Annotated in this window: 22 protein-coding genes and 1 tRNA gene; 9 read left to right on the plus strand and 14 right to left on the minus strand. The window is 63.7% G+C overall.

Going from position 1 to position 23135, the window contains the following annotated elements; all coding sequences use genetic code 11:
- Window positions 1-89: 89 nt before the first annotated feature.
- Window positions 90-1706, minus strand: coding sequence for a sensor domain-containing diguanylate cyclase (locus IF803_RS03360; RefSeq protein WP_461191261.1), 1617 nt, complete (start codon window positions 1704-1706; stop codon window positions 90-92).
- A gap of 232 nt (window positions 1707-1938) precedes the next feature.
- On the opposite strand from IF803_RS03360, the gene IF803_RS03365 reads away from it, so the two are divergent.
- The gene (locus IF803_RS03365) at window positions 1939-2121 is read left to right on the plus strand and encodes a hypothetical protein (protein WP_016846867.1); all 183 of its coding nucleotides are present in this window, start codon (window positions 1939-1941) and stop codon (window positions 2119-2121) included.
- 252 nt (window positions 2122-2373) lie between these two features.
- Here IF803_RS03365 and IF803_RS03370 read toward each other — a convergent pair whose 3' ends face one another.
- From IF803_RS03370 to IF803_RS03385, 4 genes are all read right to left on the minus strand, one after another.
- Window positions 2374-3288 carry a hydroxymethylglutaryl-CoA lyase gene (locus IF803_RS03370; RefSeq protein ID WP_028342088.1) on the minus strand — a complete coding sequence of 305 codons (915 nt, stop codon included), beginning with the start codon at window positions 3286-3288 and terminating at the stop codon, window positions 2374-2376.
- Entirely contained in the window at window positions 3285-5294 is a 2010-nt protein-coding gene (locus tag IF803_RS03375; RefSeq protein WP_304495283.1) for an acetyl/propionyl/methylcrotonyl-CoA carboxylase subunit alpha, read from the minus strand. Before IF803_RS03375 ends, IF803_RS03370 begins: the two co-directional genes overlap by 4 nt.
- 14 nt (window positions 5295-5308) lie before the next feature.
- Window positions 5309-6913, minus strand: a complete 1605-nt coding sequence (locus tag IF803_RS03380; protein WP_461191262.1) for a carboxyl transferase domain-containing protein — start codon at window positions 6911-6913, stop codon at window positions 5309-5311.
- Window positions 6914-7049: 136 nt separating this feature from the next.
- On the minus strand, window positions 7050-8222 hold the full coding sequence (locus tag IF803_RS03385; protein WP_028342091.1) for an isovaleryl-CoA dehydrogenase: 1173 nt from the start codon (window positions 8220-8222) through the stop codon (window positions 7050-7052).
- 192 nt (window positions 8223-8414) lie between these two features.
- On the opposite strand from IF803_RS03385, the gene IF803_RS03390 reads away from it, so the two are divergent.
- Together IF803_RS03390 and IF803_RS03395 are read left to right on the plus strand one after the other, a co-directional pair.
- Window positions 8415-9068 (plus strand): TetR/AcrR family transcriptional regulator, encoded by a 654-nt coding sequence (locus IF803_RS03390; RefSeq protein WP_028342092.1) that lies wholly within the window; start codon window positions 8415-8417, stop codon window positions 9066-9068.
- A 2-nt stretch (window positions 9069-9070) separates the two neighbouring features.
- Complete coding sequence (locus tag IF803_RS03395; RefSeq protein WP_461191263.1) at window positions 9071-9565, plus strand: Lrp/AsnC family transcriptional regulator; 495 nt, start codon at window positions 9071-9073, stop codon at window positions 9563-9565.
- 225 nt (window positions 9566-9790) lie between these two features.
- Here the strand turns inward: IF803_RS03395 and IF803_RS03400 are convergent, their stop codons facing one another.
- Complete coding sequence (locus IF803_RS03400; protein ID WP_016846428.1) at window positions 9791-10096, minus strand: ETC complex I subunit; 306 nt, start codon at window positions 10094-10096, stop codon at window positions 9791-9793.
- Between the two features lie 244 nt (window positions 10097-10340).
- Between IF803_RS03400 and IF803_RS03405 the strand changes: the two genes are divergently transcribed.
- A complete protein-coding gene (locus IF803_RS03405; protein WP_028342094.1) occupies window positions 10341-11504 on the plus strand; it encodes an OpgC domain-containing protein in 1164 nt (387 codons plus the stop codon).
- 6 nt (window positions 11505-11510) lie between these two features.
- Here the strand turns inward: IF803_RS03405 and IF803_RS03410 are convergent, their stop codons facing one another.
- The 6 genes from IF803_RS03410 to IF803_RS03435 all read right to left on the minus strand — a co-directional run bounded on the left by IF803_RS03410 (window position 11511) and on the right by IF803_RS03435 (window position 18337).
- Window positions 11511-13331, minus strand: coding sequence for a carbamoyltransferase family protein (locus IF803_RS03410; protein ID WP_461191264.1), 1821 nt, complete (start codon window positions 13329-13331; stop codon window positions 11511-11513).
- Between the two features lie 991 nt (window positions 13332-14322).
- Window positions 14323-15099 (minus strand): cyclase family protein, encoded by a 777-nt coding sequence (locus IF803_RS03415; protein WP_028342096.1) that lies wholly within the window; start codon window positions 15097-15099, stop codon window positions 14323-14325.
- A gap of 805 nt (window positions 15100-15904) precedes the next feature.
- Window positions 15905-15981: transfer RNA gene (locus IF803_RS03420), tRNA-Pro, on the minus strand.
- Window positions 15982-16101: 120 nt separating this feature from the next.
- Window positions 16102-16581 (minus strand): DUF192 domain-containing protein, encoded by a 480-nt coding sequence (locus tag IF803_RS03425; RefSeq protein WP_461191265.1) that lies wholly within the window; start codon window positions 16579-16581, stop codon window positions 16102-16104.
- Between the two features lie 121 nt (window positions 16582-16702).
- Entirely contained in the window at window positions 16703-17365 is a 663-nt protein-coding gene (locus IF803_RS03430; protein WP_018271501.1) for a cold-shock protein, read from the minus strand.
- Between the two features lie 210 nt (window positions 17366-17575).
- Window positions 17576-18337: an SIR2 family NAD-dependent protein deacylase gene (locus IF803_RS03435; protein WP_461191266.1), complete on the minus strand. Its 762-nt coding sequence runs from the start codon at window positions 18335-18337 to the stop codon at window positions 17576-17578.
- Window positions 18338-18589: 252 nt separating this feature from the next.
- On the opposite strand from IF803_RS03435, the gene IF803_RS03440 reads away from it, so the two are divergent.
- Entirely contained in the window at window positions 18590-18751 is a 162-nt protein-coding gene (locus IF803_RS03440) for a hypothetical protein (protein WP_162832435.1), read from the plus strand.
- Between the two features lie 458 nt (window positions 18752-19209).
- On the opposite strand, the gene IF803_RS03445 is transcribed toward IF803_RS03440, so the two are convergent.
- Both IF803_RS03445 and IF803_RS03450 read right to left on the minus strand, forming a co-directional pair.
- Window positions 19210-19395, minus strand: a complete 186-nt coding sequence (locus IF803_RS03445; protein WP_461191267.1) for a hypothetical protein — start codon at window positions 19393-19395, stop codon at window positions 19210-19212.
- Window positions 19396-19650: 255 nt separating this feature from the next.
- Entirely contained in the window at window positions 19651-19998 is a 348-nt protein-coding gene (locus IF803_RS03450) for a GrlR family regulatory protein (RefSeq protein WP_028342100.1), read from the minus strand.
- Window positions 19999-20166: 168 nt separating this feature from the next.
- On the opposite strand from IF803_RS03450, the gene IF803_RS03455 reads away from it, so the two are divergent.
- The 4 genes from IF803_RS03455 (at window position 20167) to IF803_RS03470 (ending at window position 23123) form a co-directional block, all read left to right on the plus strand.
- Window positions 20167-20340: a hypothetical protein gene (locus tag IF803_RS03455; protein ID WP_018271496.1), complete on the plus strand. Its 174-nt coding sequence runs from the start codon at window positions 20167-20169 to the stop codon at window positions 20338-20340.
- Window positions 20341-20408: 68 nt separating this feature from the next.
- Window positions 20409-20636, plus strand: a complete 228-nt coding sequence (locus IF803_RS03460) for a hypothetical protein (RefSeq protein WP_461191268.1) — start codon at window positions 20409-20411, stop codon at window positions 20634-20636.
- A gap of 1044 nt (window positions 20637-21680) precedes the next feature.
- On the plus strand, window positions 21681-22133 hold the full coding sequence (locus tag IF803_RS03465) for a VOC family protein (RefSeq protein WP_028342102.1): 453 nt from the start codon (window positions 21681-21683) through the stop codon (window positions 22131-22133).
- A 348-nt stretch (window positions 22134-22481) separates the two neighbouring features.
- Window positions 22482-23123 (plus strand): glutathione S-transferase family protein, encoded by a 642-nt coding sequence (locus IF803_RS03470; protein WP_461191388.1) that lies wholly within the window; start codon window positions 22482-22484, stop codon window positions 23121-23123.
- The last annotated feature ends 12 nt before the right edge of the window (window positions 23124-23135 follow it).

Raw genomic sequence — 23135 nt, forward strand, 5'->3', positions numbered from 1 at the left:
GCCTTGCTCACGGATTCAACTGTCAAACGGCGCATTCGGTGTCATCACCCGCGCATGCGCATGCGGGTGATCCAGTATTCCAGAGCCGTTTATCCGGCGGCCAGCTTCGGTGGCGATGGAGGTGACCAGCACTCCGTGCGATTCCGGCCGTGCTCCTTGGCCTGGTAGAGCGCCGCATCGGCGGCCTTCATCAGGGCATCGATCCCGGGCATGCTTGTGAGGGCCTCGGCAACGCCGATGCTTACCGTGAGTGACACCGGCCGATCATCCGCGCCCACCGTCAACGCTTCCGCCCTCTTGCGGATGCGCTCGGCGACGGTTCGGGCGCGCAACAAAGTGGTCTCCGGCAGCAGGACCGCGAACTCCTCGCCTCCGACGCGGCCGACGACGTCGGACTTGCGCTTGCCCCGAATGCATATCCCGGCGACAGCCTTGATGGCCTCGTCACCGACCGCATGTCCGAAGCGGTCATTGATGCTCTTGAAGTGATCGATATCGACCATCAGCACGGATACCGAACGATAGTAGCGCTGGAACCGGCTCCACTCCGCATCCAGCGTCGTCAGGAAGTGCCTGCGGTTGAACAATCCGGTGAGCGGATCGGTGGTCGCAAGCACCTCCAGCTGCCGTGCGTTGCGTACGAGATCGGTCACGTCGACGAAGGTCAGCATGCGACCGCCGTTTGCCATCGTCGAGCAATGGATCCTGATATGGCGGCCGTCCGGCGTCTGCACGTCGCGCTTGTGGTCGCCCGCCTTGATCTCGGCGATCCGCTTCGCGGGAAAGGCCCTGACTTGCTCCGGGGTCGCGTCCGCCGGAACGGCGCGGCGGTTGCGCGTGAGCAGCGTGATGTATGCCGGATGCCGCGCGACCTCCTCCTCGCTCACCTCCCAGAATTCCCGCATTCGCCGATTGAGGAAGACCGCATTGAGATCGCGGTCGAGCAGGACGACGCCGTCCTCCACGTTCTCGAGCGCACCGGTCAGCAGCTTCAGCTTGTCCAATGCGCGCACGATGTCGGTCACGGGCGTGTAGCTCACCATCCGGCCGCCGTCGGGCAGCGGCGTGCACTGACATCGAACCACATCACCATTGCTGCGCCTGAGATCGATCGGGTTCGGGTCCCCGACGCTCACGAGGCGGACGCGCTCGGCAAGGTAGGCATGAAGCTGCTCAGCCGGCAGCTCATAGGCCATGGTCTTGCAGCCGTGCTGCATCAGATCGGCGAAGGTGGGGTTGCGGTCGGCCACCGCGTCCGGAAGCGCCCACATGCTCCGAAACGCACGATTGATGAACAGGGCTTTCAGCTCTGCGTCCAACAGCAGGATGCCGACGGGGATCTGATCGAGCGCTGCGCGCAGCGCCAGCATGTGCCCGCGCAGAATATCGCCGCTGCGCCGCTCCGGAATGGCGGCCGGCGCGGGAGCGGCAGGCGCGGGCGCCGCAGCGTTGGCCTGCTGCTCTTCAAAAACCAGGCCAAGCTGGCGGTCCGATTGCCACAGCCGTTTGCATGGCTTCACCTGATTGCTGCCGACGAGCAACAGTTGAATGTGATCGGGAATGCCAACGACACTTTCGAGTTCCACGGTGGCGCCCGTCTCCGTGAGCTGGCGGACCGTGCAGTCGAAGGCCGACCGGCCGAAGTTGAAGACGATTTTTCCGGCCAGAAACGTTCGGCCGCGGGAAGCTGACACCTGTCCGGACATGGCGAGAATCCACCTGGAGCAATTGCGAGCCCCCTCACCTCAGCACGTTTGAGTCACCAAGCCATGAACGCTTTCGGGAGGGTTTAATCGGGCGCCGCGCCGATGACGGCGGCTGTGTGCGCCGCAAAACTGCCGGGAAGAATTTAGTTCTACCCTATAATTATGCTGCGCTAGACGCAGTCGGAGTAGTAGCGTCGCAACTCCCTCAGTAACAGTCAGGGAAATTCCCGCCATGTCTGCTCTTCAAGCGAAGCTGGAACGATTTGAGATCCTCGCCGACGAATGCGAGCTGATCGCTAGCAGGACGCTGGATGGGAGCAACCGCGAACTGTACCAGCGGCTGGGCGGGCACTATCGCGAGCTGGCGACCGATATGAGGGCCGTGATCGCGACGATCAACGCTCCGGCAGCGTAAGAAAAAGGGCCGCTCGAAACAACAAGCGGCCCAAGTCTAGGGAGGAAACGCCCTCAAGGAGGGCGGCGATAGCGCAAGGCGCTGTCGCACCATACGCATATGGGTTGAGAGTCCAGCTTCGGGAGCCCAGACTGCGCAAGCCGGGGGTGCGACTATGTGCCTTGAATCTGCGCTTCGCAGCGCATAAGTCCGAGCGCGACCGCCGAAGATTGAGGCGGCTACAATCCCAAATCGCTCCAAGCATCCCACAATTTACGATTTGGGGAGCCGCTTGCGCTTCGCGTTGAGCGCGGACGCAACACGGCTGACCGGCGGACGGCCGAGCAATCCGGCGACCTCGTTCGTCGTGGCCAGCAGCCTGTCCATGTCGATCCCTGTCTTCACGCCCATGCCTTCGAGCATGTAGACGACGTCCTCCGTCGCCACATTGCCGGTGGCGCCGGGGGCGTAGGGGCAGCCGCCGAGACCGCCCGCGGCGGCATCGATGACGCGGACGCCCTCTTCCATGCCGGCATAGAGATTGGCGAGCGCCTGGCCATAGGTGTCGTGGAAGTGCATCGCGAGGTTGCCGACCGGCAACTCAGAACCGACCGCACGCAGCATCTGCTTGGCCTTCAGCGGCGTGCCGACGCCGATGGTGTCGCCGAGCGAGATCTCGTAGCAGCCGAGATCCCACAACGTCACCGCGAGGTCGGCGACCGCCTTCGGCTCGATCTCGCCGTCGAACGGACAACCGAGCACGCAGGAGATATAGCCGCGCACCTTGACGCCGTCGGCCTTGGCGCGGGCCAGCACCGGCTTGAAGCGCTCGATCGATTCCGCGACCGAGCAGTTGATGTTGGCGCGGGAGAAGCCTTCGGAGGCCGCGGCGAACACCGAGACCACCTGGGCGCCCGCCGCGCGCGCTGCGTCATAGCCCTTTTCGTTCGGCACCAGCACATGGAATTCGGCACCCTTGACGTGGCTGACGCCGCGCAGCACCTGGTCGGAGCTTGCCATCTGCGGGATCGCCTTCGGCGACACGAAGGCGCCGACCTCGACCGTATTGAGCCCGGCCGCCACCAGCGCCTCGACGAAGGCGATGCGCGCCTCGACGCTGACCGGCGTCTTTTCGTTCTGCAGGCCGTCGCGCGGCCCCATCTCGATGATCTTGATCTGATCGCTCATGACGCGGCCGCGGGCTCGACTTCGGCAAGCTCGACGCCCTCGCCGACGATGTCGCCGACCTTGCATTTGAGCTTCTTCAGCACCCCGGCATAGGGCGCGCGCAGGGTCTGCTCCATCTTCATCACTTCCAGGGTGAGGATCGGCGCGCCCTTCTCCAAGGTCGCGCCCTCTTCGGCCAGCAGCGCGACCACGGTGCCCGGCAAGGGAGCCACGATCTTGTCCTCGCCGACCTGCTCCTCGCTCTCGCCGCCGAACGGATCGACCCAATGCAGGTCGAAGCGGCCGTTGCGGGTGCGCAAGTAAAGCTCGTGGCCCTCGACGACCGAAGCAATGCGCGACTTGAGACCGTTGAGCGTCAGGTCGAAGCCGTCATCGCCGGCTGACGAGATCGCGAAGACGAGCTCGCGGCCGCCGACGGAGAGCGTCGACGGTCCGTTGCCATAGTGCAGCGTGATGGTCTGGGCGGGCTCATGGCCCTGCCGGAACGAAAACACCCGCTGACGGCGGCCGACCGGCATCCAGCCGAAGGCCTGCCAGGGCGAGTTGGCCTCGCGCCGCGCCGCCTTCTGCTCGTCGTTGACGATCGCGGCCACCGCCGCGCAAAGCTCGAACTCGCCGGCCGTGCCCGTGCCCGATGTCAGGTTCTTCAGCTCGCGCTCGATGAAGCCGGTATCGATCGCATTGGTTCGCGTATCCTTGTGCGTCACCAGCGCCGACAGGAACGGGATATTGGTGACGATGCCGCGGACATCGGTTTCCTCAAGCCCGCGATTGAGCTTCTCGATCGCGCCCTCGCGCGTCGGCGCCCAGGCGATCACCTTGGCGAGCATCGCGTCGTAGTACGGCGAGACGTTATCGCCGCTGCGATAGCCGGCATCGATGCGCAGGCCGTCGCCTTCCGGCGGCGTGCGCCAGGTCTTGATGCGGCCGACCGAGGGCATGAAGTTCTTCTGCGGATTTTCGGCGTAAACGCGCGCCTCGATGGCATGCCCGTTCAGCCTGATCTCGTCCTGCTTCAGCGGCAGCGCCTCGCCGAAGGCGACGCGGAGCTGCCATTCGACGAGATCGACGCCGGTGATCAGCTCGGTGACGGGATGCTCGACCTGCAGGCGGGTGTTCATCTCGATGAAGAACACGTCCTTGCCGTCGGAGACGAACTCGATGGTGCCGGCGCCGATATAATTGACCGCGCCGGCGGCCTTGCGGGCGGCCTCGCAAACCGTCTCGCGTTGCGCGGCGTTCAGCGTCGGCGACGGCGCCTCCTCGATCACCTTCTGGTGGCGGCGCTGCAGCGTGCATTCGCGCTCCCACAGCGAGAGCAGATTGCCGTGGCTGTCGCCGATGATCTGCACCTCGATATGGCGCGGGTTCTGCACATATTTCTCGATCAGCATGCGGTCGTCGCCGAACGCCGCCTTGGCCTCGCGCTTGGCGCTGGTGATCGCGGCCGTGAGCTCAGCGGCCGAATTGACCACGCGCATGCCGCGGCCGCCGCCGCCGGCGGACGCCTTCACCAGCACGGGGAAGCCGATCCGGTTGGCGGCCTCCGCCAAGGTCGCCTCGTCCTGGGCCTCGCCGTGATAGCCGGGCACCAGGGGCACGCCGGCCTTCTCCATCAGCGCCTTCGAGCCGGACTTCGAGCCCATCGCCGTCATCATCTCGGCGGTCGGGCCGACGAACACCAAACCTGCTTCAAGACAGGCCTGCGCGAACTCCGCATTTTCAGACAGGAAGCCGTAGCCGGGATGCACGGCCTCGGCGCCGGTCTCCTTGGCCGCCGCGATGACGCGCTCGATGTTGAGATAGCTGTCGCGCGCCCGGGCCGGCCCGAGCAGCACGGCCTCGTCGGCGAGCGCGACATGCATCGCGTCGCGGTCGGCTTCGGAATAAACAGCGACGGTGCGCAGCCCCATCGCGCGCGCCGAGCGGATGACGCGGCAGGCGATCTCGCCGCGGTTGGCGATCAGAAGGGTGCGGAAACGCCGGGTGAGTTTTGAGCGGTCCATGGTCAGTTCCTGGGTCACATCCTGAACAGGCCGAACTTCGTCGGCTCGATCGGCGCATTGGCCGCCGCCGACAGGCCGAGCCCGAGCACGAGGCGCGTATCGGCCGGATCGATCACGCCGTCATCCCACAGCCGCGCCGTGGCGTAATAGGGATTGCCCTGCTTCTCGTACTGCGCGCGGATCGGCTCGCGGAACTTGTCTTCCTCTTCCGCCGACCAGCTCTCGCCCTTGGCCTCGATGCCGTCGCGGCGCACTTGACTGAGCACCATCGACGCCTGCTCACCGCCCATCACCGAGATGCGCGCGTTCGGCCACAGCCAGAGGAAGCGCGGGCTGTAGGCGCGGCCGCACATGCCGTAATTGCCGGCGCCGTAGGAGCCGCCGATCACGACGGTGAATTTCGGCACCCCCGCGGTGGCGACCGCCGTCACCAGCTTGGCGCCATCGCGCGCGATGCCGCCCGCCTCGTATTTCTTGCCGACCATGAAGCCGGTGATGTTCTGCAGGAACACCAGGGGAATGCCGCGCTGGCAGCACAGCTCGATGAAATGCGCGCCCTTCAGCGAGCTCTCGCTGAACAGGATGCCGTTGTTGGCGATGATGCCGACCGGATAGCCAAAGATATGGGCGAAACCGCAGATCAGCGTGGTGCCGTAGAGCTTCTTGAACTCGTCGAATTCGGAGCCGTCGACGATCCGCGCGATGATGTCGTGCACGTCGAACGGTTTTCTGCCGTCGGCGGAGACCACGCCATAGATCTCCTCGGCCGGAAACAGCGGCTCCTGCGCAGGGCGCATGTTGAGCTGTGCCTTCACCGGCTGCTTCAGCGTGCCGACGACGCGGCGCGCGATCCCGATCGCGTGGGCGTCGTTTTGCGCATAGTGATCGGTCACGCCCGACTGCCGGGAGTGGACATCGGCGCCGCCGAGCTCTTCGGCGGTGACGACCTCGCCGGTCGCGGCCTTCACCAGCGGCGGGCCGCCGAGGAAGATCGTGCCCTGGTTGCGCACGATGATGCTCTCGTCGGACATCGCCGGCACATAGGCGCCGCCCGCAGTGCAGGAGCCCATCACGATCGCGATCTGCGGGATGCCCTGCGATGACATCTGGGCCTGGTTGTAGAAGATGCGGCCGAAATGCCGCTCGTCGGGAAAGATCTCGTCCTGCAGCGGCAGGAAGGCGCCGCCGGAATCCACCATGTAGACGCAGGGCAGATTGTTCTGCCGCGCGATGTCCTGGGCGCGCAGATGCTTCTTCACCGTCATCGGGTAGTAGGTGCCGCCCTTGATGGTGGCATCGTTAGCGACGATGATGCACTCGCGCCCTGCGATGCGCCCGACGCCGGTGATGACGCTTGCCGAATGCACGTCACCGCCATAGAGCCCGTTGGCGGCCAGCGGCGACAGCTCTAGGAACGCCGTACCGGGGTCGACCAGGAGATCGACGCGATCGCGCGCCAGCATCTTGCCGCGCGAGGTGTGCCGCTTGCGCGAGGTCTCGCCGCCGCCGCCGGCCACCTGGTTGAGTTTTCCGCGGAGCTCCGCGACCAGGCCGCGCATCACCTCGGCGTTGCGGGCAAATTCAGAAGATGTGGGATCGATCGTCGAATGAAGCGGCATCGGTGTTGCACGTTTCGTTGGAGTATCGGTGGGGTTCAAGGTCAATCATCGTGCCGGGGGTGAGCTGCCACCGTCGATGCGGTGACAGCCCTCACCCCGCCCCTCTCCCCGCAAGCGCGGGGCGAGGGAGAAGACATCAGGCCGTCTTGGCGAACAGCTCGCGGCCGATCAGCATGCGGCGGATCTCGCTCGTGCCGGCGCCGATCTCGTAGAGCTTTGCATCGCGCAGCAAGCGGCCGGTCGGATAGTCGTTGATGTAGCCGTTGCCGCCGAGCAGCTGGATCGCATCCAGCGCGCACTGGGTGGCCTTCTCGGCGGCATAGAGGATGGCGCCGGCGGCATCCTCGCGCGTGGTCTCGCCGCGGTCGCAGGCTTTCGCCACGGCGTAAACATAGGCGCGCGAGGCGTTCATCGTGGTGTACATGTCGGCGACCTTGCCCTGCACCAGCTGGAACGAGCCGATCGGCTCGCCGAACTGCTTGCGCTCGTGGACGTAAGGCAGCACCACGTCCATGCAGGCCTGCATGATGCCGATCGGCCCCGCCGCCAGCACCGCGCGCTCATAGTCGAGACCACTCATCAGCACATTGACGCCGCGGCCGACCTCGGAGAGCACGTTCTCCTCCGGCACCTCGCAATCCTCGAACACCAGCTCGCAGGTGTCGGAGCCGCGCATGCCGAGCTTGTCGAGCTTCTGCGCGGTCGAAAATCCCTTCATGCCCTTTTCGATGATGAAGGCGGTGATGCCGCGCGGGCCGGCGTTCGGATCGGTCTTGGCGTAGACCACCAGCGTATCGGCGACCGGACCGTTGGTGATCCACATCTTGTTGCCGTTCAGCACGAAGCGGTCGCCCTTCCTGTCGGCGCGGGTCTTCATCGAAACCACGTCCGAGCCCGCCGACGGCTCCGACATCGCGAGCGAGCCGACGTGCTCGCCCGAGATCAGCTTCGGCAGATATTTGCGCTTCTGCGCCTCGTTGCCGTTGCGGCGGATCTGGTTGACGCAGAGGTTGGAATGGGCGCCGTAGGACAGGCCGACCGCGGCCGACGCCCGCGAGATCTCCTCGACCGCGATGCAGTGCTCGAGATAGCCGAGGCCCGAACCGCCATACTCCTCCTCGACGGTGATGCCGTGCAGGCCGAGCGCGCCGATCCTCGGCCAGAGGTCGCGCGGAAACTGGTTGCTGCGGTCGATCTCGGCGGCGCGCGGCGCGATCTCGTTGGTCGAGAAATCATGCACCGTCTCGCGGATCGCGTCCGCGGTCTCGCCAAGGTCGAAATTGAAGATTGCCGCCTGGTTCGAGGCCATGATCCCTCCCGTGAGATTCATCGTGCAATTAAACGATCATACGTTTTTTTCTTGGCTTCGCAAGCAATCGTGCTATGGTTTGCGCGTGAAATCCGCAGTTCATTGAATTCACTGGGATTTCATGCGATATACATACGGTCGTTCGCTTGTTTCCTGGTTCTCCCTGGCAAGCCAACACCCTCCGAGGCCCCGATGGCACGCACGATCGGCTCACACGGCCCCACCACGCTGGAGGCGATCCGCAAGGCCGGCGTGCGCCTGATCTTCGAGCACGGCTACGAGGCCATGAGCCTGCGCCAGCTTGCCGCCGAGGTCGGCATCCAGGCCGGCTCACTCTACAACCATATCTCAACCAAGCAGGACCTGCTGTTCGATCTGGTGCAGGATCATATCAACGATTTGCTGCGCGAGCTTGATCTTGCGCTCGAGGGCAAGGCCGATCCGGTCGAGAAGCTGCGTGCCTTTGTCGCGTTCCACGTCAGCTATCACATGACCCGCAAGCGCGAGGTCTTCATCGCCAATTCGGAGCTGCGCAGCCTCGATGCGAAGAACTACGACGCAGTGGTGGCGTTGCGCGGCGCCTATGAGCAGCGGCTGGCGCAGATCCTCACCGACGGGGCGTCGGTCGGCGTGTTCGAGGTGGTCGACATCCAGGTCGCGACCTTCGCGATCCTGGCGCTGCTCACCGGGCTCTGCACCTGGTACCGCCCCGGCGGCCGTCTGACCCGCGACGCCATCATCGCGGCGCATGAGAAGCTGGTGCTGTCGGGCGTCGCGCCGCAGGCCGCGATCGGCCAGGCGAGCCACGGCAGCGACAGCCGGCGCGCCGCCGTGGCGGGCTCGTGACCGTGACCGAGCGCCCACAGCTCGATGACATCGATCTGCGGATCCTGTCCGAGTTGCAGCGGGACGGCCGGATCAGGATCAACGAGCTCGCCGAGCGGGTCGGTATCACCGCCCCGCCTTGCCTGCGCCGGGTTCGCGCCCTGCGCAGCCGCGGCGTGATCCAGGCGATCCGCGCCACGCTGGACGAACGGCTGCTCGGCTATGAGGTGACGACCTTCGTGCTGATCCAGCTCGACAGCCAGACCCTGAGCGCGATCGAGGCGTTCGAGGCTGATGTGGCGGCCGTGCCGCGCTTCCTGCAATGCTGGCGGATCTCGGGCGATGCCGACTTCATGCTCCGATGCGTCGCGCCCAGCGTCGACGACATGCGCCAGCAGCTGCTGCAATTCGCCGGCCTGCCCAATGTGCGTAAGATCAGAAGCTTTCCGGTGCTCGGCGTCTCCAAGGACGCGCCGCTGCCGATCCCGGGCGCCCTCGCCGCGCCCGCGGCGACATAATCGCCGTCTCTCACCCTGAGAGTCTGTGAATTGATAGAACAGCCGTCATTGCGAGGAGCGATAGCGACGAAGCAATCCATGTTTCCGCTTGCGGCGCGATGGATTGCTTCGCTGACGCTCGCAATGACGTGGATAGGACAACGTACCTAGCCTTGTCACCGTAATCCCTGAGAGGCCCGCGCAGCGGGCGACTCCAGGATGAGGGGATGCGAATTCCGCCCGGCCCTAATGCGTCCACGGCTCCCAGCGGCGGAACGCGAAATTGTCGGCATAGGCGATCTGGCGGTGCGCCGAATCCTTCGGCTCGATCACCTGGTAGGCGATGCCCTTGCGCTCGCAATAGGCGACCGCCTCTTCCTTGGTCTCGAACTGCAGCGTCAGCTGCTGCTTCATGTCGGTGGACGAGGTCCAGCCCATCAAGGGCTCCACGGAGCGCGGCTGCTCCGGCTCGTAGTCCAGTTGCCACTCTTTGGTCTTGGCACGTCCCGATTGCATCGCGTTTTTGGCGGGCTTAAAAATGCGTGCGGTCATGGATGGTCGGCCCCGTGGGATGTGCGACATGGAAGCGATTTGAAGGAAACCGCCGGGATAGTATAGAGACACCTATCAACGATCTGATCGGTGATTCCTCGGATCTCGGAGGCAGCCTTCGCCGGACCGGTATAGTCATTCTACCGCGCTGTGACAATCTGGCCCCGGGAGGCTTCCCTTAGCAGTCGCCTGGGCCCGCGGCGCGATCTTCTCGACAAGCATCACCTCGAGGAAGCGGCGCCCCATGGAAATCCACGCTACCCTGCCCGAAAAAGGACGTGACCTCCGGCTCGACCTGTTCCGCGGGGTCGCGAACTGGGCGATCTATCTCGATCACATCCCCGACAATGTCGTGAACTGGATCACGACGCGGAATTACGGCTTCAGCGACGCCGCGGACCTGTTCGTCTTCATCTCCGGCTACACCGCCTCCTTCGTCTACGCCCGCATGATGCTGGAACGCGGCTTCATCGTCGGCGCCACCCGGCTGACCAAGCGGGTCTGGCAGCTCTACGTCGCCCACATCATCCTGTTCGTGATCTACATCGCCTCGATCAGCTATCTGGCGCTGCGCTTCGGCGATTCCGAGATCATCAACGAGTTCAACGTCGCCGGCCTCGTCGACAACGCCACCGAGACGCTGCGCCAGGGCCTGTTCCTGAAATTCAAGCCGGTCAATCTCGACGTGCTGCCGCTCTATATCGTGCTGATGGGCCTGTTCCCGCCGGTGCTGTGGTTCATGCTGCGGCGGCCGAACTGGACCATGGCGGCCTCGCTCGTGCTGTGGCTGGTGTCGCGCCACCAGGGCTGGAACCTGCCGGCCTACCCGGCCGGTAGCTGGTACTTCAATCCGTTCGCCTGGCAGGTGCTGTTCGTGTTCGGCTCGTGGTGCGCGATGGGCGGCGCGCGCAACAACATGGGCATCATCAACTCGCGCTACACGTTGTGGTTCTGCATCGCCTATATGATTTTCGCGCTGATCATGACGATGGCCGGACGCTTCCCGGACTTCGGCGCCATGTTCCCGGACTGGCTCTATTCGGCCTTCAACCCGAACGACAAGACCAACCTCGCGCCGTATCGCTTCCTGCACTTCGTGGTGATCACGGTGCTGGTGATCCGCTTCATCCCGAAGGACTGGGCGGCGCTGGAGTGGAAGGTGTTCGATCCCTTGATCGTCTGCGGCCAGCAGTCGCTGGCGGTGTTCTGCGTCGGCGTGTTCCTGTCCTTTGTCGGACATTTCGAGCTCTCGATGAGCTCGGGCTCGCTGTTCGCGCAGATCTTCGTCAGCATCTCCGGCATCGCGATCATGACGATCGTGGCCTATTACATCTCGTGGTCGAAGCGGCAGGACAAGCCGGTCAAGCCGCCGGCGGCGAAGCCCGCGGCACCGGCGACACCCGCGTAATAAGTTTCAGCCGCCGCCGCGGCTGGTGTCCTGCGTCGTCGAGGAGACGATGGTGGCAACGTCGCCGAACGTCGTCATCACGGGCGTGACCACCTTGTGCATGGCGGTCTTCGACACCAGGGTGTCATGCATCACGAGGTGGTCGATCCCGGTGGTGAGGAAGCAGCTGACCGCGTCCTGCGGCGTCTCGATGATCGGCTCGCCCTTGACGTTGAACGAGGTGTTGATCAGGACCGGCACGCCGGTCAGCGCCTCGAACTCCTTCAGCAGGCGGTAGAGCATCGGGTTGGTCTCTTCCCGCACGCTCTGCACCCGCGCCGAACCGTCGACATGCACGATCGCCGGAATCCTGTCGCGCCATTCCGGCCGCACCGGCTTTGCGATCAGCATGTAGGGCGAGTCCTCCTCGCCTTCGAAGATCTCCTTCATGCGCTCGGCCAGCACGATCGGCGCGAACGGCCGGAATGCCTGGCGGTGCTTGACCCGGCTGTTGAGGATGTCCTTCATCTCGGCCTTGCGCGGATCGGCGATCAGGCTGCGGTTGCCGAGCGCGCGCGGACCGAATTCGGAACGGTCCTGAAACCAGCCGATCACGCGCTGGTCGGCGAGCAGCTTTGCGGTGTCGCGGCAGATATTGTCGCTGCGCTTCGCGTCGATCTGGATGCGCACCAGGAAGCTTTGCAGCGCGGCGGTCACCTCAGCATCGCTGTAGCGCCGCCCGACATAGGCGTGGTCCATCACGAACGAGCGGCGCTGCTTGAGCACTTCGAGCCAGCCGTAATAAGCGCAACCAATCGCGATGCCATCGTCGCCGGCGGCGGGCTGGATCCAGATGTTTTCGAAACCTGACTCGCGCGCGATGCGCCCGTTGGCCACGCAGTTCAGCGCGACGCCGCCGGCGATGCAGAGATTTTTCGCACCCGTGGTCTCGCGCAGCCAGCGCGCCCGCGCCAGCAGCACGTTCTCGGTGTCGTCCTGCACCCGCCAGGCGATGTCCTCCCAGTGCCGCATCGCCGGGCTCGTGTCCCAACTGCCGCTGTCGAGCACGAAGGGCTGCTGGTTCTCGGCGCCCCAGAACGGCACGTGCAGCTTGCCGTCCTTCATCTCGAGCAGATGGCCGACCTGCTCATGGCGGCCATAGGGCGCAAGCCCCATCAGCTCGCCGCACTTGTTCCAGTCGCCGAACACATAGGTCGAGACCCGGCTGTACAGCGCCCCCAGTCCCGGCATGTTGTAGAACTCGTCCGACAACAGCCCCCGCGCCGGCTCCATCCAGACCTTCTTCAGGCATTCGAGCCTGGTGCCGTCGAACCTGTAGTAGCTCTCGGACTCGCGGGCCAGCGGCGACGCCCCATCCTGCGGATAGGACTCCATCGCGTCGGCCCGATAATTGCCGACGCCGTCGACGATCATCACGACGCCGTCCTTGAATGGCGACACCGCGAACGCGCTGTAGGCATGCGCGAGGTGGTGCGAGATCGACACCACCTTGTCGGATTTGGAACGAAACAGCGGGTGCTTGATTGCCTCGTTGCGTTCGGCGATCGGCAGGAAGCCCGGCATATCCTGGTGGAGCATCCGCTCCTCCATCTCGGGCACCGGCAGGATGTAGCTGTTGCGCACCACGAGATCGACGTCGTCGAGGGTGATGCCCTCGGCCGACAGGCAGTAGTCGACGACGTCCTTGTAGAAGCCGGAGGCGTGCTTCTCGCGGGTGATGCGCTCCTTGGAGATCGCGTAGGCGATCGCGCCGTCACGCAGCAGGCAGGCGCTGACGTCATGGTCGTAGACGTTGAGACCAAGGACGTAAGTGTGTTGTTTCGGCATGGGCACTCTTTGGAAGGATACTGCAACGCTGAGAGAACAGGATCGTGTCGACTTCAAGTTCTCGCCGGCATTTTCCGAGGTTCTCAAATCTCTTCTTCTGCGATGCACAAATCAAATCGGCCCAACGCAAGATGAACAGAATGAACGGCGGATGAACGACAAGATGAGCGCAGCAACGACAGTATCCTTTGCAGGCGGGACTGTAACTTGACCTTACCTGTTGGTCTCAATAGAGTCGTTAAAGCTCGCAAGAACCTTAGTGAAAATATTGTCTTAGCATGCACGAACCGAATGCCGGTGTCGCGCGTCTAAGCGAGACAGCCAGCATCAGTTCAGATGTTTGGAAGTGGACTGGAGACCTTCAGAATGACTAAACGCTACAATATCCTGACTCGTTGCCTAGCAGCAGTCGCTTTGTTGTTCGTCTATGTCGCAAGCACCTCTGCCATCCTGGTCGGCGTCACCACAGCGCCTGCGCAAGCCTGGCGCGGACGCGGCGGTGGCTGGGGCTATCGCGGCGGCGGCTGGGGTCGCGGTCGCGGGTGGGGCTATGGCCGCGGATATGGATATGGCCGTGGCTATGGCTACGGCGGTTACGCCGGTCCCCGTTGCTGGTGGACCCCGCGTGGTGTTCGCGTTTGCCGGTGGTAACAACCGCCCGGTCGACACAAGCGATATTAGAGACATGAAATCAGGTGCGTCGGTCCCGACGCACCTGATTTGCTTTTTGGGGGTTGGTTCACCTGCCGGGCTTGGCTCAGCTGCGGCACGCAAGAAAGAGCCCCGGAGACGCCGGGGCTCTAGTCACGGGAGAGAACGCTTCCGAAATCGGGACGCGAGGATGAGCCGGCGGCCCGATCACCCAATGCATCTACTGCGTGCATGAAAGCAGATTCGGCTGCCTCAAGCTGTAGCCGTGCCGCAACAACCCGCCGTAATGCACAGCCTGTCCACCGGTTCCCGAAGCTGGCCGATCACAACCCCGGCGCGCCTAGCCGTCGAGGATGGCGACCGCCCTCGTCCAGCCCGCCGACGCGCGCTCGATCTTCACCGGGAAGCACGACACCATGAACCCGGTCGACGGCAGCTGCTCGAGATTGTGCAGCTTCTCGATGTGGCAGTAGCCGATGTGCCGCCCGGCCTTGTGGCCTTCCCAGATCAGGCTGGCGTCCCTGGTCTCGGCGTATCTCTTCGCGGTGAAGACGAACGGCGCGTCCCAGCTCCAGCCGTCGATGCCGGTCAGCCGCACGCCGCGCTCGAGCAGATACATCGTCGCCTCGTAGCCCATGCCGCAGCCCGAATTGACGTAGTCGGGCTGGCCATATTTCGCGCCCGCGCTGGTGTTGACGACGACGATCTCGAGCGGCGACAGCGCGTGGCCGATGCGCTTCAGCTCGGCTTCGACATCCTTGGCGGTCGCGACGTAGCCATCAGGCAGATGCCGGAAGTCGAGCTTCACGCCCGGCTGGAAGCACCACTCCAGCGGCACCTCGTCGATGGTCCAGGACCGCTCGCCGCGGTTCATGGTCGGATGGAAATGCCAGGGCGCGTCGAGATGCGTGCCGTTGTGGGTGGAGAGCGAGACCTGCTCGACGGCCCAGCCCTGCCCGTCGGGCAAATCATCGGCCTTCAGACCATCGAAGAACTGCAGCATGCGCGGCAGCCCCTGCTGGTGATCGATATACTGGATGGTCGGATGATTGCCGGGCGGATCGGCCGGAACGTCGTTCTGCAGGGGGACGGAGATATCGATCAGTCTGCGCGCCATGGTTTTCTCGCGGGATTGGACTTGTCGGGTCGAACCACCCTGCCAGCGCGCGCGCTTTATCGGCAAGCCACATCCGCTCGAGATCGCAGCTCACGATGTCGTGGCTTGGACTGCGGCAAGGCGGCGCAACGTTGAACCTATCCCGCGCCCGTACGACCCATTGGCACTGGGGATTTCAGGGCCCAGTATTTCGACGGCGCCGTCCGGACGAGCATATTCCGTCCAGGCGGCGTTGTTGCCTCAGGCGAGACAATCTCGGCCGAAGCCTGGTTACCCGTGCCAGAACGCTGTTCACGCACAGAGAGCCACAGAAACAATCCGTGTGCTCATGTCGCGCGGATTGCCGGTGGTGTTGCCACGGCGATACAGAGATACCCCCACAACGATGCTAACCAACCTGCATCTGAATCAAGACGGGGTTGCGTCGTGTCGGGATTTGATCACTGGAACGGTGCAAATAGAGCTTACTCGTCCGTAGAAGCGCCGCATCTGCGCGATGAGCAGCAGCAGTTCGACCGCTATCACAAATTCGACGACCCCATCTCGCGACCGCCGGAGAGTGGCTCAAGAACCGTGATCTTGGATCGCTACAACCCGCCGGCTCGTTGATCTGGTCAGCGCCCGGGCGGCTGAAGTTGCGAGCAGTGGAGCGCGGGGGCTTCGGTCCTGCGCGTGCTATTTCAGGGTACCAACCGACCGCGATTTGTGGATCAAGTCAGACACGAATGCCGAGCACGCGCCGATCATAAACATCGCGTCCGGCTCATCTGCCGACGGAGCGTCTCTGTTAAGTCTTTGATTTGGATGGTCGGGGCAGCTGGATTCGAACCAACGACCTGCAGTACCCAAAACTGCCGCGCTACCAGGCTGCGCTATACCCCGACATTTCCGAGAAGCCCCGTGGATACACGCTTCAGCCAGCGCCAGCAAGGCACGGATGGGGGCTTCGTGCGGCGAATCCGGGCACCGCTTTCCGTCCGGAAATCGCGTCAAAACCGGATGCTAACGGCCGCCAAACAGCGGATGGGCAATCCGGTCGCCGGGCTGGATGCCGTATTTCTGCGCGGTCCCGGCAATCACCTCGAGCACGCCCTTGGCGAGCCCGCGCGACGGAATGATCCTGGTCGAAAGCGGCTCGGTGTTTTCGGCGATCCGCAGGATGCGCCCGTCGGCGCGGATGAAGATCATGTCGAGCGAGATGTAGGTGTTCTTCATCCACATCGACACTTCCTGCTCCGGCGAGAAGTCGAACAGCATGCCTTTGCCGTCCGCGAGCTCCTTCCGGTACATCAGGCCGGTTTCCTTCTCCTGCTCGGTGGTCGCCATTTCGACCGAGAAGACATGCACGCCCGATTTGGTGACGATCTCAAGCGGCTGGACGCTGGCAGCTTGCGCGGCCGGGACCAGCAGCGCGCCGAACATGATGATGAGCGAGGCCATCAGCCAGGGGCGAAGCCGCTCAACAATGCGAACGAAATTCATCGACAAATACTCACACCGGAGACAATTTTCCGGCGGACCCTAACCCGACGATTGCGGCAAATGCCAGAGCCGAGAAGGCTCGCCGGCGGCTCACGTTTCCGTCAGGGAGTCCGTTCAGGCGCTAATGCGACGACAGCGCCGACGGACCGGTCTCCGGGTGGATCTCGGCGGCCATCATGCCCTTGGAGCCGGGCCCAAACCGCACCAGCACATACTGGCCGGGGCGCAGTTCGGTCATGCCGAAGCGGCGCAGCGTCTCCATGTGCACGAAGATGTCGGGCGTGCCCTCGCCGCAGGTCACGAAGCCGAAGCCGCGCAGCCGGTTGAACCACTTGACCTGCGCGCGCTCGAGCCCGCTGGTTGCGGTCACCGTGACATGGGTGCGCGGCGGCAGCATCTGCGCCGGATGGATCGCCGTCGATTCGTCCATCGAGACGATGCGGAAAGCCTGGTAGCCCTTCGCGCGCTGCACGCATTCGACGACCAGCCGCGCGCCCTCATAGGCGGTCTGATAGCCGTCGCGCCGCAGCACGGTCACATGCAGGAGGATGTCGGGCCAGCCATTGTCGGGGACGATGAAGCCGTATCCCTTCGAGGCGTCGAACCATTTGATGACGCCGGAAACCTCGACGAGGTTGGCCGCGGTGTCGCCGAGACCGGAGAAGGCATCGATCGCCGGATCGCGCGGCGCGCTTCCATACTCGCCTTGACCAATCCTGCTTTGCCCAACTCCGCCCATCGGCGGTCCGCCGAGCTTCTTGGACTCAAATCCGTCCGACCCCATGACCCCGGACCCCACACATCAAATGCAGATCGCCGTCGTTGCGGCGCACCCTGTACACGCTGCTCTCCATGACCAACTCACTCGGACTGATTTTGGACGCGGCGCGAATCTCTCAGCCAAAAGATAACACTCCCGCTTGCGGGGCATAGCTAAAAAACGATTCTTGCGGGAACTATGAACAGGCTTGCACAGCCGCGAATCAATCGGGCATCAATTGCCTACGAAAGGACCAAGCGTGTCGCCGATGTCGTGGCGGATCACCAGATCGGCGATGTCGTCCTGATCGGTCGGCTCGTTGTTGATGATCACGAGCCGCGCGCCGCTCTCCTTCGCCATCATCGGAAAGCCTGCGGCGGGCCACACCACAAGCGATGACCCGATCGCCAGAAACAGGTCGCAGTGCCTGGAGAGTTCCGCCGCGCGGCGCATCGCATCCTCAGGCATCGATTGCCCGAACGAGATCGTCGCGGTCTTCACCGGATCGCCGCAGTCCGCGCAGTCGGGCGCGCTGCCCGTCTTGTCGAACTGCTGCTTCACCCACGACAGCTCGTAGTCCTTGCCGCAGCCGATGCAGCGGCCATAGGTCGTGTTGCCGTGCAGCTCGATCACGTCGTCGGCCTTGAAGCCCGACGTCTGATGCAGGTTGTCGATGTTTTGCGTGATGATGCCGGGAACCTTGCCGGCCCGGTAGAGCGACGCAAGCGCGCGATGGCCGCGACCGGGTTTGGCCGCCGCAAAGGTCGGTTCCATCGCAAAGCGGCGCCGCCAGGACTCGTCGCGCGCGTCCTGGCTGGCGACGAACTCGTCGAACGGAATCGGCCGGTTGCGGGTCCACAGCCCGCCGGGCGAGCGGAAATCGGGAATGCCGCATTCGGTGGAGATGCCCGCCCCGGTGAACGGCACGATGGACGACGCCTCGGCAATCATGTTGCCGAGCTGCTCGACGCCGCTGCGCAAGTCATTTGCGATCACTGAAAACAATCCGGTTGGCCGCAGCGACTATAGCACGGCCAGACCGATTGCGAGCTCAACCGTCGCGCGAGCGATTGGCTGCGATCGGGGTGCATTGATCGATCGGCTTGCGACCAGCAGCTTCGGCGCATCCGCTTCGTCGCTCTTCCACCGCCTCAGCATCATCACATTCCTGCACTGGCTGCTCCGCATTGACGCCCAATTCGCTGACGCCAATGCGCCCGGGACAGGACCACGGCCAGGAGGATGGGCATGACCGATCAGGAAGACCGCGTCGCGCGCGAGCGCGAGGAGATCGTCGCACGCGTTGCCAGCTTCAGGGCGACGCAGCAGAAGTTCGAGCGCGATCGCCAGGAATATTACGACAACACGCTCGGCAATGCCTGGAGTGGATTTCAACGCAAGACCGCTTAACGCAAGACCGCTTGTGCCCTGCCAGGCGACCGCGCTCATGGTCCGGGCACCGCGATTGCGCCATGAGAGGCGCAAGTGAGAAAGCCCGGAGCGGCGTGCTCCGGGCTCATGGCTATTGCCAGTGCCGCCGTGCGGTGGTTTCGGTTCCCTCGAGCGTTTTCCTTTCCGATCGGATCGCTCGAAACGCGCCAGCCATGCGATAGCGCAAAGCTACCATCGGATAGCGCTGGAACAAAAATACAACCTCAGAGATTAGCTTGACGGAGAACGAGGTTGGCGTCGATGCCGGCATGGATGGAACTGCTGCTTAACGTGATGGGCTTTGCCGGCTTCATCGGCATCGCGATGTATCACAAGCATCCGAACGGGAAGCTGCCGGACTGAGCGCCGACGGCCCGTCTCCACTTGCCGCTCCGCCGACGGCCCGTCTCCACTTGCCGCTCCCCGGCTTGCCGTCTTCAGTTTGCCTTCCGAGCCTCTCCCGCTGTCCGGACCAGCCGGTCCGACTTCACGAGCACTTTGCCGCTATCCGGCTGCGGCCGAAGCCAGAAGCTGATCGCGACGAAAGCCGAGCAGAACAGCAGCCCCACCACCATCACGCGCCGGTGGGTCGGTCGATCAGCACTGTGGAACGATGGCATCATGGCTGTCACCCGCGGCCATCCCAATCGCAATCGCAGGTGGTGACAACACGATGCTGCTCTTAACCTAACCAGGTAGGGTTAGCGGTGGCCGGGTAATGCCTCGTCAGGGAAGTTCCGATTAGCCGCCGCAGCGGGATTCACAGCGATATCCCCCGCTTGTCCGCAGCAAATTCACAGCACCAGCGGGGCCAATTATCCAACAAAATACGGATCTTGCTGCACCCTCGTCCACAGCCTCACGCCGCGTGCTGGCGATCAGGCATCCGCCAGCCGTTTCAGGGTGGCCCGGAAACCCAGGCTGCGGGTTCCAACCAGCACGGTCCCGAACACCTCGGCCTCGTCACCGCTGAATGTGCCGGAGAACCCGCTCGTCACTTCCTGTCCGGCGAACAGCGGACGGGTGAACGGGTCGGCGAACGGCGAATGCTGGTTGGTGCTGAGATGTCCCTTCCAGGTGCCCTCGCCGACCGTATAGGCCCCGATCGACCAGAAATACGGCCCGCCGCCGATCAAGAGACCGTCGCGCAGGATCAGGATGCCGCTGTCGCGGCCCCTCACGCCGTCGGTCATGTGGATGTGGATCGAATAGAGCCCGTTCTTCATCGATCACGCCGCCCGGTCCTGGCGGCCCGCAGTATGGCTCCAATCCGGCCGGCGTGCGAGCAGGCCGATACCGTCCGGCCGTCCGAATCGGCGCAAAACGCAGCTCCCGGGCGCTTACAAATCGTTAAGAAAGCCCTGACAAGGTTCGATCCTCCGAGGGAGAGAGCCATGCTCGTATACCCCGTACCTGTCGAAGTGACGCAAGCCAGAGTGCAGCTCGTCGTCGACCAGACAGCGAAGGAGCAGCCGCGCATCATCAATGAGGATGTGCTGGATGTCTTCGCCGCGAAGAACCAGGCCGACCGGGAAGCGGTCGAGACCATCCTCGACATCAAGGTGTGAGAGCGGCGCCAGCCGACAGGAACCTCTCGACTGCGCGCGGGTCATCCTGGTGACGCCAGGAGGCACCCATGTGCAAACTTGTCGCGGTCACCGTCCTCACCCTGATATGCGGCGCGGCCTTTGCCCAGGATACAGGTCCCGCACCGCAGAGCGGCATGGAACGGCCCGAAAACACCAACGGAGCCACCCAGAGCGGCGCGATGGACACCACGGGGATGGATGTGAAGCGGGCCAACAAATCCGAGATGAAGGACACGGCAAAGGGCGCGGCGAAAAGGAACGACGCAAAAAAGTAGGTTCCCACGACCGAACGCCCGGGGAGCTGCGACCTTAAAAGACGACCTTCAAAAAGGGGGCGACCTTCAAAAAAAGTGGCGACCTTCAAAAAAGGAAGGAACGACTCTCTCGTTCCGCCGTTGGTTTGGCGAGCGGTACAACGAGGGAGAAATCCACCGGAAATATCAGCTCAACAAGCCCCGTCAGCTTACTTCGGTAAACTGGCGGGGTTTTGTTTTCTGGAGGCGGTCGGCCAGCTGGCGGACCCAGTCCGCATTGAACAAGCGCAACGGCACATCACGCGTGGTGCCGACAGCTCACCGCCCTGTCGGCTTTGGAAGGACCCGGCGAATCCCCCTCGCGGGGTCCTTCTTTGAACCTTTTGTACGGCGCGAAGACATAAAGGGCGCTGGGGATTTCAGGGCCCAGCATCCGGCGCAGCGCTGTGGGACGAACATACTCCGTCTACGCGGCGCTGTTGCATTTTATAAATTCAACCTTAAGTTTGGTCTCCAACAGTTGACGGCTCACGCCCTGAGAGATCCCCAGTCCGTCAGCTGGGAAAGCCCCGCATCCAGCCTGCGGGGCTTTCTATTTTCCGGCCCCAGGAACTTTCCGCGTGCAGCGACATTGTATGCCCGGTTGCCGGCACGATCTCCCCAAGGCCGGTCGGCATCAGACCTCGCGAGCCCACTCGCGGGGTTTTGCGCTTTAGAGGACGTCCAACCTCGCGCGTCCTTGATTGGCCGTGATCGGCAATCGGTGCGATAGAGGCCGCGCCTCCAAGGCTCGACCACAAGCCCCGTCCCAGAAATTTTGCTGGGCGGGGCTTTCTTGCATCCGCTTGCTGCGCAAGCGTGTCGCGGCGCGTCCCGTCCATACCTGGCTGCGTGATCGCGCGGCGCAACGGGAGCCAGCGCTCGCGAAGGCGTGAGCATGCAAAGGCGAAATGCGGTCGGCAAAAGTCGCGCAAACCCCTGCCCCGCGCCGCGTTTTGCTGCTATTTCTTGCCCCGTCTCGCCCGAGCCCAAACAAAATCTCTGAATCTGCAGGAGGATAAAAAAATGCGTTATCTGCACACCATGCTGCGCGTCCGCAATCTCGATGTCGCGATGAAATTCTATCAGGACGCGCTGGGGCTGAAGGAAGTGCGCCGCATCGACAATGAGAAGGGCCGCTTCACGCTGTTGTTTCTCTGCGCGGAGGAAGACCTGCATCTGCTCAAGTCCCTGCCGCAGACCCGCGGCGCGCCGCTGGTCGAGCTGACCTACAATTGGGACGAGGAGAAATACGGCGAGGACCGCCATTTCGGCCATCTCGCCTACGAGGTCGACGACATCTACGCGACCTGCGAGAAGCTGATGAAGATGGGCGTCACCATCAATCGTCCGCCGCGCGACGGCAACATGGCATTCGTGCGTTCGCCCGACCTGCACTCGATCGAGATCCTGCAAAAAGGCGAGCCGAAGGCCCCGGCCGAGCCGTGGGCGTCGATGCCGAACACCGGCCACTGGTAAACACCGCGCCCGCATCCGCGTTCCTGTCGATGTTTCGCCCTAGCTGAACCGCCGGGCGATCGCGAGGAACGCGACACGATCGTTGACGTTGCCTCCTTACAAGCATGCGAGGAGGCAACGATGGGAAGAGGAATTTTGCTTTGGCTGTTGGGTGTGCCGATCCCGGTGATCATCGTGTTGTGGTTGTTGTTCGGTCACTGACGGCGTCTTGATGCATAGCTATCAGCGAGGCTCTGCCGCGATGCGGCGGAGCCTCTTTTTTTGCTCTCGGTACAATTCACCCCGCGCTTTTCCCTGACGCTTCAGCTATGAACGCGCGCAAAGCACAACAGCGGGAAGAATCGCGTGATGGACAGCAAGCCGCAACTGACGATCTGGGGCCGGGCCAACTCGGTCAACGTGCAGAAGGTGCTCTGGTGTCTCGCCGAGCTCGACCTCCCCTATCAGCGCATCGATGCCGGCATGCAGTTCGGCAAGAACGATCAGCCCGACTATCTCGCGATGAATCCGAATGGCCGCGTCCCGACGCTGGTCGACGGCGACTATGTGCTGTGGGAATCCAATTCGGTGATGCGCTATCTCTGCATGGCCTATGGTCAGGGCGCGCCGCTCTATCCGCAAGCGCCGAAGGCGCGCGCCGCCGTCGACCGCTGGCTCGACTGGACGCAGTCGACGCTGCAGCCGGTCGACCGGCCGGTGTTCTGGGGGCTGGTGCGCACGCCGCCGGAGAAGCGCGACATGGTGCAGATCCAGAAGGACGCCGATGCCGAGGGCGTGGTGTGGCGCGTCGTCGAGACGCAGCTTGCACGGCGCCGCTTCATCGAGGGCGACCATTTCACGATCGCCGACATCGCGCTCGGCGCCTTTGCGCGGCGCTGGCTCGGTGTCGAGGGCGTCAGCAAGCCGAAGCTGCCCAATCTCGAACGCTGGTTCGGTGAGATCGCAGGCCGGCCGGCCTTCGTGCGCTTCATCGCGCCGCCGATGTCGTGAGCGCGGGCGGCA

The sequence above is a fragment of the Bradyrhizobium sp. UFLA06-06 genome (genome assembly GCF_054820065.1).

Excerpts from the sequence above, each read along its gene's own strand:
- IF803_RS03360 (WP_461191261.1), bottom strand. The coding sequence starts at position 1,706 with ATGTCCGGACAGGTGTCAGCTTCCCGCGGCCGAACGTTTCTGGCCGGA.
- IF803_RS03365 (WP_016846867.1), top strand. The coding sequence starts at position 1,939 with ATGTCTGCTCTTCAAGCGAAGCTGGAACGATTTGAGATCCTCGCCGAC.
- IF803_RS03370 (WP_028342088.1), bottom strand. The coding sequence starts at position 3,288 with ATGAGCGATCAGATCAAGATCATCGAGATGGGGCCGCGCGACGGCCTG.
- IF803_RS03375 (WP_304495283.1), bottom strand. The coding sequence starts at position 5,294 with ATGGACCGCTCAAAACTCACCCGGCGTTTCCGCACCCTTCTGATCGCC.
- IF803_RS03380 (WP_461191262.1), bottom strand. The coding sequence starts at position 6,913 with ATGCCGCTTCATTCGACGATCGATCCCACATCTTCTGAATTTGCCCGC.
- IF803_RS03385 (WP_028342091.1), bottom strand. The coding sequence starts at position 8,222 with ATGGCCTCGAACCAGGCGGCAATCTTCAATTTCGACCTTGGCGAGACC.
- IF803_RS03390 (WP_028342092.1), top strand. The coding sequence starts at position 8,415 with ATGGCACGCACGATCGGCTCACACGGCCCCACCACGCTGGAGGCGATC.
- IF803_RS03400 (WP_016846428.1), bottom strand. The coding sequence starts at position 10,096 with ATGACCGCACGCATTTTTAAGCCCGCCAAAAACGCGATGCAATCGGGA.
- IF803_RS03405 (WP_028342094.1), top strand. The coding sequence starts at position 10,341 with ATGGAAATCCACGCTACCCTGCCCGAAAAAGGACGTGACCTCCGGCTC.
- IF803_RS03410 (WP_461191264.1), bottom strand. The coding sequence starts at position 13,331 with ATGCCGAAACAACACACTTACGTCCTTGGTCTCAACGTCTACGACCAT.
- IF803_RS03415 (WP_028342096.1), bottom strand. The coding sequence starts at position 15,099 with ATGGCGCGCAGACTGATCGATATCTCCGTCCCCCTGCAGAACGACGTT.
- IF803_RS03425 (WP_461191265.1), bottom strand. The coding sequence starts at position 16,581 with ATGAATTTCGTTCGCATTGTTGAGCGGCTTCGCCCCTGGCTGATGGCC.
- IF803_RS03430 (WP_018271501.1), bottom strand. The coding sequence starts at position 17,365 with ATGGGGTCGGACGGATTTGAGTCCAAGAAGCTCGGCGGACCGCCGATG.
- IF803_RS03440 (WP_162832435.1), top strand. The coding sequence starts at position 18,590 with ATGACCGATCAGGAAGACCGCGTCGCGCGCGAGCGCGAGGAGATCGTC.
- IF803_RS03445 (WP_461191267.1), bottom strand. The coding sequence starts at position 19,395 with ATGATGCCATCGTTCCACAGTGCTGATCGACCGACCCACCGGCGCGTG.
- IF803_RS03450 (WP_028342100.1), bottom strand. The coding sequence starts at position 19,998 with ATGAAGAACGGGCTCTATTCGATCCACATCCACATGACCGACGGCGTG.
- IF803_RS03455 (WP_018271496.1), top strand. The coding sequence starts at position 20,167 with ATGCTCGTATACCCCGTACCTGTCGAAGTGACGCAAGCCAGAGTGCAG.
- IF803_RS03460 (WP_461191268.1), top strand. The coding sequence starts at position 20,409 with ATGTGCAAACTTGTCGCGGTCACCGTCCTCACCCTGATATGCGGCGCG.
- IF803_RS03465 (WP_028342102.1), top strand. The coding sequence starts at position 21,681 with ATGCGTTATCTGCACACCATGCTGCGCGTCCGCAATCTCGATGTCGCG.
- IF803_RS03470 (WP_461191388.1), top strand. The coding sequence starts at position 22,482 with ATGGACAGCAAGCCGCAACTGACGATCTGGGGCCGGGCCAACTCGGTC.